The organism is Collinsella aerofaciens, assembly GCF_018785245.1.
GTDB classification, from domain to species: domain Bacteria; phylum Actinomycetota; class Coriobacteriia; order Coriobacteriales; family Coriobacteriaceae; genus Collinsella; species Collinsella aerofaciens_AD.
The window spans coordinates 77,765-91,715 of record NZ_WQPL01000019.1; the positions used below are offsets into that span (position 1 = coordinate 77,765).

Below are 13,951 nucleotides of genomic sequence, written 5' to 3' on the forward strand. Positions count from 1 at the left end.
CCAAAAACTCAATCGCGTCAAGGCTTTTCTTGCCCAACGGTCGGTACCTGATAAACTATTAGGTTGCGATAACTGGCGAAGCTATGCCTCGCCAACCCACCGAGCATTTCCGTGAAGGAGGAAAAACCTGGTGACCTACGCATACACTGCCACTGAGCGCAAGCGCGTCAGCTTCGGGAAAATCCCGGAGGCCATGGAGCTCCCCAACCTTATCTCTGTTCAAAGGGAATCCTTTGAGCGTTTTAAGGACGAGGGCCTTCGTGAGGCGTTCAAGGAATCCAGCCCCATCCAGAGCCAGAACCATGTTCTCGAGGTTACCTTCGGCGAGCATCAGTTCGGCGACCCCGCGCACACCGTCGAGGAGTGCCGCGAGAAGGATATGACCTATCAGGCTCCGCTTCTGACCGACGTCCGTCTCACCAACAAGGAGACCGGCGAGATCAAGGAGCAGCTCGTCTTTATGGGCGACTTCCCCATGATGACCGATCAGGGCACCTTCATCATCAACGGTACCGAGCGTATCGTCGTCTCGCAGCTCGTCCGCTCCCCGGGCGTGTACTACAGCTCCGAGATGGATTCGGGCAAGCAGATCTACAAGGCCCAGATCATCCCGTCCCGCGGTGCCTGGCTTGAGTTTGAGGTCGACAAGCGCGACCAGCTCATGGTCTCCATTGACCGTAAGCGCAAGCAGAGCGCCACGATGTTCCTGCGCGCCCTTGGCATCGCTGTCACCAACGACGACATCATCGAGCTGCTCGGCAACTCCGATGTGATCAAGCGCACCCTCGAGCGCGATACCGCCCTCACCCGCGAGGATGCCCTTATCGAGATCTACCGTCGCCTGCGCCCGGGAGAGCCTCCCACCGTGGACGCTTCCCGCAGCCTGCTCGAGGGCCTGCTCTTCAACCCGCAGCGCTACGATCTGGCCCGCGTCGGTCGTTACAAGGTCAACAAGAAGCTCAACCTCACCACCGAGGAAGAGGTCACGGTGCTCACCGACGAGGATATCGTCGCGACGCTGCGCTACCTGCTGTCCCTCGCTGCCGGCGAGCAGGGCTTCAAGGTCGACGACATCGACCACTTTGGCAACCGCCGCATCCGTACCGTCGGCGAGCTCGTCGCCAACCAGTTCCGTATCGGCATGAGCCGTATGGAGCGCGTCGTCCGTGAGCGCATGAGCTCCCAGGACATCGACGAGATCACCCCGCAGTCGCTCATCAACATCCGCCCGATCGTGGCCTCCATCAAGGAGTTCTTCGGTTCCTCGCAGCTCTCGCAGTTCATGGACCAGGCGAACCCCCTGACCGGTCTGACCCACAAGCGCCGTCTGTCCGCACTCGGCCCTGGCGGTCTTGCCGGCCACAAGTCTGGCTCCAGCCGCCGCACCAACGTGCCGACGGCCGTCCGCGACGTTCACAATTCGCACTACAGCCGCATGTGCCCGATCGAGACCCCCGAAGGCCCCAACATCGGCCTGATCGGCTCGCTCGCCCTCTACGCCCGCGTCAACGAGTATGGCTTCATCGAGGCCCCGTTCCGCCGCGTCGAGAACGGCGTTGCCACCGACCAGATCGACTGGATGACCGCTGACGAGGAAGAGAAGCACGTCATCGCGCCGGCCAACACGCCGCTCGATCCCAAGACCAACGAGTTCATCACGACCGATGCCGAGGGCAAGATCGTCCGTCCGCACACCGTGATCGCCCGTACCCGCGACTTCGACGGCTCCTTCGGCGCCCCCGCCGACGTGCCCGTCGAGGACGTCGACTACATGGACGTCTCGCCGCGTCAGATGCTCTCCGTCGCAGCCACGCTGATTCCGTTCCTGGAGCACGACGACGCCAAGCGTACGCTGATGGGCGCTAACATGCAGCGTCAGGCCGTGCCGCTGGTTCACCCCGCCGCTCCCTATGTCGGTACCGGCATGGAGCGTCGCGCCGCTCTGGACTCCGGCGAGGTCACCCTGGCCAAGAACGCCGGCGAGGTCATCTTTGCCGACGCCGCCAAGATTATCGTCAAGCATGCCGGCGGCATGGACGAGTATCACCTGGCCAAGTACCAGCGCTCCAACCAGTCCACCTGCATCAACCACCGTCCGCTCGTGCGCGTCGGTGACACCGTTGAGCAGGGCGAGCCTCTGGCCGACGGTCCTTCGACCGATCACGGCGAGCTCGCACTGGGCCAGAACCTCACCGTGGCCTACATGCCGTGGGAAGGCTTTAACTACGAGGACGGTATCGTCGTGTCCGAGCGCCTGGTGGCCGAGGACCTGCTGACGACCATCAACATCACCCGTCACGAGATCGACGCCCGCGACACCAAGCTCGGTCCCGAGGAGATCACCCGCGAGATCCCGAACCTCTCCGAGGACATGCTTGCCAACCTCGACGAGGACGGCATCATCCGCATCGGCGCCGAGGTCGGCCCTGGCGACATCCTGGTCGGCAAGGTCACGCCTAAGGGCGAGAGCGCTCTGACTGCCGAGGAGCGCCTGCTGCGCGCCATCTTCGGTGCCAAGGCCCACGACGTCCGCGACACCTCCCTTAAGATGCCTCACGGCGCTTATGGCCGCGTCATCGACATCGTCCGCTTTAGCCGCGAGAACGGCGACGACCTGGCTCCCGGCGTCAACGAGCAGGTGCGCGTCTACGTCGCCCAGCGTCGTAAGATCCAGCAGGGCGATAAGATCGCCGGCCGCCACGGCAACAAGGGTGTTATTTGTAACGTTCTGCCGGTCGAGGACATGCCCTACATGGCTGACGGTACCCCGATCGACGTTATCCTCAACCCGCTGGGCGTTCCTTCGCGTATGAACGTCGGCCAGCTGCTCGAGTGCCACCTTGGCTGGGCTGCTGCGTGCGGTTGGGATACCGAGCAGGCCGACTCCGACAAGTACGTCCCCGGTCCGTTCTTCACCGCGACGCCCGTCTTCGACGGCGCCAAGGAGGACGAGATCGCCGAGGTCATCCGTCGTGCCAACAAGAACATGCTCAACAAGGCCACCGCTGCCTTTGGCGATCACATGCGCCCCGAGTTCGTCACCCAGCTTGACGAGCGCGGCAAGACCCGTCTGTTCGACGGCCGCACCGGCGAGGAGTTCCGCGAGCCCATTACCGTGGGTACGTCCTACATCCTCAAGCTCGGCCACATGGTCGACGACAAGATCCACGCCCGTTCGACCGGCCCTTACAGCCTGGTTACCCAGCAGCCTCTGGGCGGCAAGGCTCAGTTCGGCGGCCAGCGCTTCGGCGAGATGGAAGTTTGGGCACTGTACGCTTACGGTGCTTCCAACGTCCTGCAGGAGATCCTGACCGTCAAGTCCGACGATACCGTGGGCCGCGTCAAGACCTACGAGTCCATCGTCAAGGGCGAGAACGTTCCTGTCCCGGGTATCCCCGAGTCCTTCAAGGTTCTCGTCAAGGAGATTCGCTCCCTCGCACTGGACATCGAGCCCATGCACGATGCCGACGAGGACGCCTCCGCCCCTGTGACCGCCGAGGAGACCTCCGCTCTCGACGACCTGGCTGCGCTCGCCGGCGTTGACGCCGACGTCGAGGCCGAGGATGCCGAGACCGCCGAGGCGCCCGAGGCTGTCGCCGCCACGACCACTGATAAGGAGTAGTTGACTGTGGCAGATTTCGAAGCTACTGATTTTGACTCGGTAAAGATCTCCCTTGCCTCCGCCGACCAGATCCGTTCCTGGTCGCACGGTGAGGTCAAGAAGCCGGAGACCATCAATTACCGTACCCTCAAGCCCGAGAAGGACGGCCTGTTCTGCGAGAAGATCTTCGGTCCCGCCAAGGACTGGGAGTGCTCCTGCGGCAAGTACAAGGGCATCCGCTTTAAGGGCATCGTCTGCGAGCGCTGCGGCGTCGAGGTCACCTCGGCCAAGGTGCGTCGCGACCGCATGGGCCACATCGAGCTCGCCGCTCCCGTGTCCCACATCTGGTACTTCAAGAGCCCCACGAGCTTCCCGATGAGCCGTATGCTCGACATCAAGTCCAAGGACCTCGAGAAGGTTCTGTACTTTGCCAGCTACATCATCACCGAGGTCGACTACGAGGCTCGCGAGGCCGACGCTGACGACCTGCGCGAGGAGCTCGCCGCCGATCTGGAAGAGATCGATGCCGAGTGCGCCCGCCAGATCGAGTCCCTCAAGGAGCAGGGCAACCCCGAGAACTTTGACGAGTTCTCCGACGAGGAGCCGCTGACCCCCGAGGAGATCGCCTCTGGCATCGTCGACATCGAGGAAGAGTGCAAGGACGAGAAGCAGCTCCGCACGGACGCCTTCAACGCCTTCATGAAGCTCAGCGAGCGCGACCTCATTTCCGATGAGCCGCTGTTCCGCGAGATGACCCGCTACTACTCCATGTACTTCAAGGGTGGCATGGGTGCTGAGGCCGTCCGCGACCTGCTCGCTGCCATCGACCTTCCTTCCGAGGCCGAGAAGCTCAAGGCCATCATCGCCGACGAGGACTCCCAGAAGCAGAAGCGCGAGAAGGCCGTCAAGCGCCTCGAGGTCGTTGACGCCTTTCTGAAGGGCGGCAACAGCCCCGCGAACATGATCCTGGATGTCATCCCGGTCATTCCGCCTGATCTGCGCCCGATGGTCCAGCTCGACGGCGGCCGCTTCGCCGCATCCGACCTCAACGACCTGTACCGTCGCGTGATCAACCGTAACAACCGACTCAAGCGCCTGCTCGACCTGGACGCCCCTGCGATCATCGTGAACAACGAGAAGCGCATGCTCCAGGAGTCCGTGGACGCCCTGTTCGACAACGGCCGTCGTGGTCGCCCGGTCTCTGGCCGTGGCGGTCGCCCGCTCAAGTCGCTCGCCGAGGCCCTCAAGGGCAAGCAGGGTCGCTTCCGTCAGAACCTGCTGGGCAAGCGTGTCGACTACTCCGGCCGTTCGGTTATCGTTACCGACCCCAAGCTGCTGCTGCACCAGTGCGGTCTGCCCAAGACCATGGCGCTGGAGCTCTTCAAGCCCTTCGTCATGAAGCGCCTGGTCGAGCTTGGCAAGGTCGAGAACATCAAGGGCGCCAAGCGCGCTATCGACCGCGGTGCCACCTTTGTGTGGGATATCCTCGAAGAGGTCATCGACGGCCGCGTCGTGCTGCTCAACCGTGCACCGACCCTGCACCGTCTGTCCATCCAGGCCTTTGAGCCGGTGCTGGTCGAGGGCAAGGCTATCCACCTGCACCCGCTGGTCTGCTCGCCCTTCAACGCCGACTTCGACGGCGACCAGATGTCTGTCCACGTGCCGCTGTCCAGCCAGGCTCAGGCCGAGGCCCGCGTGCTCATGCTCTCTGCGAACAACCTGCGCTCGCCGGCATCCGGCAAGCCGGTCAACATCCCTTCGCAGGACATGATCATCGGTGTGTACTACCTCACCCAGGTTCGCGAGGGTCTGCCGGGCGAGAACCACGTGTTCTCGAGCTTCGACGACGCGCTGCACGCCTATGACTGCCGCTCCGAGGTCGACATGCAGGCCAAGATCCAGGTCCGCGTGTCCGCTGCCGACGCCAATGTCATCAACGAGGACGGCACCCGTATCTTCCGCGTCAAGAACGGCAAGAACGAGTTTGTCGACTACGACGTCACCGGCAACAAGACCGCGCGCTTCGAGACCTCTATCGGCCGCATCATCTTCAACCGCCAGTGCCTGCCCGAAGACTATGAGTTCATGAACTACAAGATGGTCAAGGGCGACGTGGCCAAGCTGGTTGCGGACTGCTGCGATCGTTACCCCGAGGCCAAGGTCGGCCCGATCCTCGACGCCATCAAGTACTCCGGCTTCCACTACGCTACCCGCGCCGGCCTCACCATCTCGGTGTGGGACGCTCTCATCCCTGCCGAGAAGCAGGAGCTGCTCGACCGCGCCCAGGCCAACGTCGACCAGATCAACGAGTACTTCGAGGAGGGCTTCATCAACGAGACGGAGCGCCACATCGAAGTCGTTAACGAGTGGACCGCTTGTACCGATAAGGTTGCAGCGCTCATGCTCGACATGTTCGACGAGGAGAACCCGCTCTACATGATGGCCGACTCCGGCGCCCGTGGTTCTAAGACCCAGCTGCGTCAGCTCGGCGGCATGCGTGGCCTGATGGCGGACATGTCCGGCGAGACGATCGACCTTCCCATTAAGGCGAACTTCCGCGAGGGCCTGCTGCCGCTCGAGTACTTCATTTCGACCTACGGCGCCCGTAAGGGCCTGGTCGATACCGCATCCCACACCTCGGACTCTGGTTACCTGACCCGTCGTCTAGTCGACGTGGCCCAGGACGTCATCGTCCGCGAGGAGGACTGCGGTACGCACGAGGGCGTTACCTACAACCTCATCATCCCCGGCACCACCGACCTCAACACCGACCTCGTCGGCCGTTGCTTCATCGAGGACGTCGTGGCTCCCGATGGCACCGTGCTCTTTGAGCAGGACGGCTACATCGAGAAGGTCGCCGACATCCAGAAGATGGTCGATGCGGGCCTTAAGAAGGTCAAGCTTCGCGCGCTGCTCACCTGCCGCTCCAAGTACGGCGTGTGCCAGAAGTGCTACGGCTGGGATCTTTCCACTCGTCGTCCGGTCGCCATCGGTACTGCCGTCGGCATTATTGCCGCCCAGTCCATCGGCGAGCCCGGTACGCAGCTTACGATGCGTACCATTCACTCCGGCGGCGTCGCTGGCGTCGACGATATTACGCAGGGTCTGCCTACGGTCAGCCGTATGTTCGATATCGTCGGCAACGTCAACGAGAAGATCCTGGGTCGCGAGGCCGAGCTGGCTCCGTACTCCGGTCACCTCTCGATTAAGCCCGAGAAGTCCGAGTACGTGCTGACGCTCACCGACTCCGAGGACCACACCCGTGTCCTCGACGAGCGTCGCGTCCCCGCTTCGGTGCGCTTTATGCCCGAGATCGAGGACGGCTGCGAGGTTCGCGCCGGCGACCAGATCACCAAGGGCTTTGTCAACTTCCGCAACCTGCGCAAGCTGACCGACATCGAGTCGACGATGCACACCTTCGTCGAGAGCGTCAAGGACGTCTACACCAGCCAGGGCGTTGACCTGAACGACAAGCACATTGAGGTGCTCGCACGTCAGATGCTGCGTCGCGTTCAGATCACCAACCCCGGCGACTCCAAGTACCTGCTTGGTCAGTACGTCGACCGCTACGAGTTCGCCGACGAGGTCGAGCGCGTTGCCCGTCTGGGCGGTCAGGCTCCCGTGGCCGAGCCCGTCATCCTGGGTACGCTCAAGGTCGCGTCCAACATCGACTCCTGGCTGTCGAGCGCTTCGTTCATCCGTACCGCCGGCGTCCTTACCGAGGCTGCCATCGAGGGCAAGGTCGACCACCTGCTCGACCTTAAGTCCAACGTCATCGTCGGTAAGAAGATCCCGGCTGGTACTGGCCTCAAGCCTTACGCCAACGCCAAGCTGACGTATCGCACGGCCGACGGCTACGTGGACATCGACGGCCCGGCTTCGCCCAACGCCAAGTCGCTGCCCGAGTGGGCTCCTGTGGAGCTCAAGGACCTGGACGAGCAGCTTCCGCAGCAGCTCGACTGGGCCGGCTACGACGAGTTTGGCGGTGCTGACGGTTCGTTCACCCGCAACGGTCACACCATCTCTGCCGAGAAGGCTCGCCTGTACCTGTTCGACGACCTGGGCGTGTCGCAGCGCTGGACCAACAAGTTCAGCGAGGTCGGCATCGAGACGGTCGGCGACCTGGTTGGTAAGTCCGAGGAGGATCTGCTGCGCATCGATGGCATCGGTGCCAAGGCGATCGAGGAGCTCCGTGACGGCCTTGAGGCCCACGACCTGCTCTACATCCTCGAGAACAACGACGACGTTGCCGACGAGGAAGACCTCTCGCAGCTGCTGCAGATGGTCTTTAGCCCCGACGGTCCGGACGACATCCTGCTGGGCACCTCTGCCGCGCCGACGCATCACGCCGACGCCGACGAGGAGCTCCTGGGCGCTCCGATCGACGACAAGAAGGCTCCCGCCAACGGTGCCATCAACGAGGACATGGCTTCCCTCGACGAGCTGCTCAACCAGCTCGTGGACACCGACGACGCCGAAGAGGCCAAGGACAACGACGAGGAGTAACTAGTTCCGCCGTTCTAACGAACGGCGGCGATCTCCGTCGCTGCGCGGCCCCCAGAGCTACAATCTGTCATTCAAAAGGCAGGGCATGACCAAAAGGTCAATGCCCTGCCTTTTTCATGCCACCTTGTACGCTCTGGGGGCCGCTCGCTTGCGTATGCTCAACCTGTTGCGTTCCGTCGATCCCTTGCCAATAAGGGGCAGGGTTTTTTTGGTAGGTTATTCCTGCTTGAATTTGAAACATTTCGTTCGGTCAAAGCGTATCTATGGTGAGGGCCTCAGCAAGAAACATCAGCATCACCGGGAGGTGATTATGGAAGAACAAGCATTTAGACAGGCGGTCGAGGATCACCGTGATGTCGTGTTTCGAATCGCATTGACGTATCTGCGCGATCGTGCCGATGCCGACGATGTCGCTCAAGACGTCTTTCTGAAGTTACTCAAAAGCGATGCCCAATTTGAAAGCTGGGAACATCTTCGTCGATGGCTTATCCGGGTCACGATCAATGAATGCAAATCTCTCTTTCGAAAGCCATGGAGGCGTGTGGAGGATATTGAGAACCTGGCCGATTCGCTTTCGACGGCGCAGGAGGAGACCAAGGCGGTCCTGTCAGACGTTATGCGACTTCCGGAACGATTCCGTGTTCCCATCGTGCTCTATTACTATCTGGGCTTTTCGACCTCAGAGATTGCCGAGTTATTGCATGTGCCAGCCGCGACTGTTCGAACGCGTTTGGCTCGCGGCAGATCGAAGCTCAAGTTCATCCTAGAGGAGGGCGACCGTGAAATCCAATCAAATCAAGCAGGCCTTCGAGTCCGTCCAAGCCGATAGCGATCTTGCTGACCGTGTTCTTTATGCCGCTGCTGGTGAGCCGCTTCGCCGAAAGGGTCACGCGAAGCCTCTGTATGTTGCCGCGATCGGATGCCTTGCCGGAGTGCTGGCGACCGGAGGGGTCGCCTACGCCGTCGTCAATTCCAGCTATTTTGCCTCTGCCTGGGGAAACCACGGCAACGGGGATTCCATTACCTGGACCAACGGCGGCTCATCGGGAACTAAATATACCTACACCAGAGAGTTTGGCGATGGCATCGCGCCCCAAAGCCTGGAAGGCGCAGTCCAGGAGGTTAATCTGTCCGTCGAGGGCAACGGCTATACGCTTGATATCCATGAGATGGCAATCGACCAAAACGGCTGCGGAGCCGTGACGTTTACGTTGTCCAATCCAAATGGAGTTAACTACTACAAGCCAGCAGCAGAGATTGGCGAACTTGTTCTCTATGGTGAAGAAGAGCAGGGCATCGGCACGCCCGATATGAAGTTCGGCGAGGAATGGCCTGACACACGCAGCACAATTGATAAGGACACATCAAGCGATACTGTCATTAATGGCACGATGTACTTTGCCGCTATGGATCGCGAGCGAGATTTGCAACATGCTGTCACCTGGAATATCCATTGGACCGAGGGTGAAGGTGAGAGTGCGAGGCGGTTTGAGGCGTCGACACCCGAGTTCAATATTGGAGCGTACGTCGATACAAAGGAACTCCGCTCCGGTGACTCGCCTCTTGAGATTAGCCCGTTTTCCATCCAGACGCACATCGATGATTTGGGCTATGAAGCAGTTGATAATAAGCTGACCGTCAGCTACAAGGATGGATCGGAGCAGATTATCGAAGATGACGACGCAGGGGTGTTCAACTTATATTTTTCTTATGGGCGCAAAAGCGGAGAGAACATCTGGGTGCCAACGAAGTTGATTGATGTCGATCAAGTTGTCTCGGTAACCCTTGAAATTGTGAGGTATACATCAACAGGGGAGACCGAAACGAAAGAGCCCTTTACCATCGTCTATTCGTAAGATTTGGGGTCGCTTCCTACTAGGGGAAGCGGCCTCTTTTGCGTTAAATGGAAACGCCGCCGATTTCCATGCGACAGATGAGAGCAGATCACCGCTGGAGCGCGACGTTTCCCCAGATAAAACCGACCAAAATAAACCTGTCCCTATTTGGAAGGGAACGTTGCCCCGACAAGCACGTCGGATTCCCGGTCCGGGCGGCCCGCTGTTTAAGTTTGTCGCGAGTTCCGCACGCAAAGGAAAGCACTTAATGTGCTTTCCGTCTTGCGCAGGACTGTAGAGCAGCAAACTTAAACAGCGGGCCGCCCGGGCCGGGAATCCGCCCCCGCGCACAGGAGGGGATTCCTTTTGTGTAGGCTTTGCGGAAATATGGCTATTTTGGGATACGCCTGGCGGCGTGGTCTGTTGACGGCACAGCTAACGCCACGTATCCTATCGAACTGCGTGTTTCGTAGGGGGATGCTGACCCCTCGATTCAAGCCGTTGCACTTTACAGAAAGCTGGAATCATTCGAGAAGGAGTACGCTTTGCCTACTATTAACCAGCTGGTTCGCCAGGGCCGTCGTTCCGTGCCCAAGAAGTCCAAGAACGCTGCTCTGCAGCACAACTCCCAGAAGCGCGGCGTGTGCACCCGCGTCTTCACCACGAGCCCCAAGAAGCCGAACTCGGCTCTTCGTAAGGTTGCCCGTGTTCGCCTCGTCAACGGCATCGAAGTTACTGCTTACATCCCGGGTGAGGGCCACAACCTGCAGGAGCACTCCATCGTGCTCGTCCGCGGCGGTCGTGTCCGTGACCTCCCTGGTGTCCGTTATCACGTCATCCGTGGCGCCTACGACGCTGCTCCGGTCCAGAACCGTATGCAGGCCCGTTCCAAGTACGGTGCTAAGCGCCCCAAGGCTAAATAAGCCAGATAACGTTTTGATACTTTCGCCGTGTGCCGCCTAAGGGCCGCACGGTAGACACTTAAGGAGATTTCACATGCCGCGTCGTGCAGCAGCTAATCGTCGTGAGGTTCAGCCTGACGCCGTTTACAACAACCGCCTGGTGACTCAGCTCATCAACAAGGTCCTTCTTGACGGCAAGAAGGCCACCGCTGAGCGCATCGTTTATACCGCTTTCGAGATCGTTGCCGAGAAGTCCGAGGGTGGCGACGCTCTCGCTACCTTCAAGAAGGCTATGGACAACGTCAAGCCCACGCTCGAGGTTAAGCCCAAGCGTGTCGGTGGCGCTACCTATCAGGTCCCGATGGAGGTCAACTCCCGTCGTTCCACCGCTCTGGGCATCCGCTGGATCGTCAACTTCTCCCGCGCTCGCAAGGAGAAGACCATGGCCGAGCGTCTCGCCAACGAGATCCTCGACGCTTCCAACGGCCTGGGCGCTTCCGTCAAGAAGCGTGAGGACGTCTTCAAGATGGCCGAGGCCAACCGCGCGTTCTCTCACTATCGTTGGTAAGTTAAGGTAAGGAACTAACATGGCTAAGCCTAAGTACAAGCTTTCCGATACCCGTAACATCGGCATCATGGCTCACATCGATGCCGGTAAGACCACCACGACCGAGCGTATTCTTTACTACACCGGTAAGACCCACAAGATCGGTGAGGTCCATGAGGGCGCTGCCACCATGGACTGGATGGTTCAGGAGCAGGAGCGCGGCGTAACCATCACCTCCGCTGCTACCACCTGCTTCTGGAACAAGGACGGTAAGGACTACCGCATCCAGATCATCGACACCCCGGGCCACGTTGACTTCACCGCCGAGGTCGAGCGCTGCCTGCGCGTCCTCGATGGCGCTGTCGCCGTCTTCGACGCTGTTGCCGGCGTTCAGCCCCAGTCTGAGACCGTTTGGCGTCAGGCTTCTACCTTCAACGTCCCCCGCATCGCCTTCATCAACAAGTATGACCGCGTGGGCGCCGACTTCTTCAACGCTATCGAGACCATGAAGGATCGTCTCGACGCCAACGCCGTGGCCGCTCAGGTCCCGATGGGCGCCGAGGACAACTTCTGGGGCGTCATCGACCTGGTCACCATGACTGCATGGGACTTCAAGGCCGACGAGAAGGGTATGACCTACCCCGAGCCGATGGACGAGATCCCGGCTGAGTTTGCCGACATCGCTGCCACCAAGCGCGAGGAGCTCCTCGACGCTGCTGCCAGCTTTGACGACGAGCTCATGGAGAAGATCCTCATGGAGGAGGACTTCACCGTCGAGGAGCTCAAGGCTGCTCTGCGCAAGGGTGTTCTGGCCAACGAGCTCAACCTCGTCTTCGTGGGCTCCGCCTACAAGAACAAGGGCGTTCAGGAGCTGCTCGACGCTGTCGTCGACTACCTGCCCAGCCCGCTCGACGTCGAGGCCGTCACCGGTACCGATCCGGACACCGGCGAGGAGATTCAGCGTCATCCTTCCTTCGACGAGCCCTTCTCCGGCCTGGTCTTTAAGATCATGACCGACCCGTTCGTCGGTAAGCTCACCTATGTCCGCGTTTACTCCGGCCGCGCTGAGTCCGGCTCCTACGTGGTCAACGCTTCCAACGGTCAGCGCGAGCGTCTCGGCCGCATCCTCGAGATGAACGCCGCCGAGCGTATCGACCGTGACGACGCTGCCGCCGGCGACATCGTCGCTTGCGTCGGCTTCAAGAACTCCACCACCGGTGACACCCTGTGCGCCGAGGGCAAGGAGATCGTCCTCGAGAAGATCGAGTTCGCTAAGCCCGTTATCGACGTTGCCATCGAGCCCAAGACCAAGGCCGAGCAGGACAAGATGTCCCTGGCTCTGACCAAGCTCGCCGAGGAGGACCCGACCTTCCAGGTGTCCACCAACCACGAGACCGGCCAGACCATCATCGCCGGCATGGGCGAGCTGCACCTCGAGATCATCGTCGACCGTCTGCTCCGCGAGTTCAAGGTTGACGCTAACGTTGGTAAGCCCCAGGTTGCCTACCGCGAGACCGCTGGTCACGACGTCGAGAAGGCTGAGGGCAAGTTCGTCCGCCAGTCCGGCGGTCGCGGTCAGTACGGCCACGCCGTCATCAAGCTCGAGAAGATGGAGGAGGGCTTCGGCTACGAGTTCGTCAACGCTATCGTCGGCGGCGTCGTGCCCAAGGAGTACATCCCGTCCATCGACAAGGGCATCCAGGAGGCCCTGAACACCGGTGTTATCGCCGGCTTCCCGGTCCTCGACGTTAAGGTCACCCTGTTCGACGGTTCTTACCACGAGGTCGACTCCTCCGAGGCCGCCTTCAAGATCGCCGGTTCCATGGCTATCAAGGACGCCCTCAAGAAGTCCGATCCGCAGCTGCTCGAGCCGATCATGGCTGTCGAGGTCGAGACCCCCGAGCAGTACATGGGCGACGTTATGGGCAACCTCTCCGGTCGCCGCGGCAAGATCGAGGGTATGGAGGATCGCAAGAACAGCAAGCTCATCCGTGCCAAGGTGCCGCTGGGCGAGATGTTCGGTTACGCTACCGACCTTCGCTCCCAGACCCAGGGCCGTGCATCCTACACGATGCAGTTCGACTCTTATGAGCCCGCGCCCAAGTCCATCGTGGACGAGGTCATGAGCAAGAACGCCTAAGTTCGAGCTCCCTGTTACGTAATCCTGCGAGAACATCTCTCGCACTCTTTGGAGGTTTAAGTTGGCTACCCAGAAGATCCGCATTCGCCTCAAGGGCTATGATCACGAGGTCGTCGATCAGTCCGCGAAGCTCATCGTCGAGACCGCTCAGAAGACCGGCGCTCGCGTTTCCGGTCCTGTCCCCCTGCCCACCGAGCGCAACCTGTACACGGTTATCCGCTCGCCGCACGTGAACAAGGACTCCCGTGAACAGTTCGAGATGCGCACCCACAAGCGCCTCATCGACATCCTCGACCCCACCTCGGGCACCGTTGATTCGCTCATGCGTCTCGACCTCCCCGCTGGCGTCGACATCGACATCAAGCTCTAAGCGATATCGCTCATAGCTTAAAGGGCCCCGCTGCCGTTACGGTAGCGGGG

At 60.7% G+C, this 13,951-nt stretch carries 8 protein-coding genes; all 8 read left to right on the forward strand.

Annotated features, from left to right (window positions below; translation table 11 throughout):
* The first annotated feature begins 130 nt into the window (after positions 1 to 130).
* Entirely contained in the window at positions 131 to 3,622 is a 3,492-nt protein-coding gene (rpoB, locus tag GPK39_RS04405) for a DNA-directed RNA polymerase subunit beta (protein WP_338404392.1), read from the forward strand.
* A 6-nt stretch (positions 3,623 to 3,628) separates the two neighbouring features.
* The gene (locus GPK39_RS04410) at positions 3,629 to 8,107 is read left to right on the forward strand and encodes a DNA-directed RNA polymerase subunit beta' (RefSeq protein ID WP_175406066.1); all 4,479 of its coding nucleotides are present in this window, start codon (positions 3,629 to 3,631) and stop codon (positions 8,105 to 8,107) included.
* A gap of 310 nt (positions 8,108 to 8,417) precedes the next feature.
* Complete coding sequence (locus GPK39_RS04415; protein WP_252204670.1) at positions 8,418 to 8,936, forward strand: RNA polymerase sigma factor; 519 nt, start codon at positions 8,418 to 8,420, stop codon at positions 8,934 to 8,936.
* A complete protein-coding gene (locus GPK39_RS04420) occupies positions 8,887 to 9,963 on the forward strand; it encodes a DUF4179 domain-containing protein (RefSeq protein ID WP_215674036.1) in 1,077 nt (358 codons plus the stop codon). The genes GPK39_RS04415 and GPK39_RS04420 overlap by 50 nt, the downstream gene beginning before the upstream one ends.
* Positions 9,964 to 10,487: 524 nt before the next feature.
* Positions 10,488 to 10,865 (forward strand): 30S ribosomal protein S12, encoded by a 378-nt coding sequence (gene rpsL, locus GPK39_RS04425; protein ID WP_006235012.1) that lies wholly within the window; start codon positions 10,488 to 10,490, stop codon positions 10,863 to 10,865.
* Positions 10,866 to 10,938: 73 nt separating this feature from the next.
* Positions 10,939 to 11,412 carry a 30S ribosomal protein S7 gene (rpsG, locus tag GPK39_RS04430; RefSeq protein WP_006235013.1) on the forward strand — a complete coding sequence of 158 codons (474 nt, stop codon included), beginning with the start codon at positions 10,939 to 10,941 and terminating at the stop codon, positions 11,410 to 11,412.
* A 19-nt stretch (positions 11,413 to 11,431) separates the two neighbouring features.
* Entirely contained in the window at positions 11,432 to 13,531 is a 2,100-nt protein-coding gene (gene fusA / locus GPK39_RS04435) for an elongation factor G (RefSeq protein WP_022094183.1), read from the forward strand.
* A 61-nt stretch (positions 13,532 to 13,592) separates the two neighbouring features.
* Positions 13,593 to 13,901, forward strand: coding sequence for a 30S ribosomal protein S10 (gene rpsJ / locus GPK39_RS04440; protein ID WP_022094184.1), 309 nt, complete (start codon positions 13,593 to 13,595; stop codon positions 13,899 to 13,901).
* Positions 13,902 to 13,951 lie beyond the last annotated feature (50 nt).

Excerpts from the sequence above, each read along its gene's own strand:
- GPK39_RS04415 (WP_252204670.1), top strand. The coding sequence starts at position 8,418 with ATGGAAGAACAAGCATTTAGACAGGCGGTCGAGGATCACCGTGATGTC.
- fusA (WP_022094183.1), top strand. The coding sequence starts at position 11,432 with ATGGCTAAGCCTAAGTACAAGCTTTCCGATACCCGTAACATCGGCATC.
- rpsG (WP_006235013.1), top strand. The coding sequence starts at position 10,939 with ATGCCGCGTCGTGCAGCAGCTAATCGTCGTGAGGTTCAGCCTGACGCC.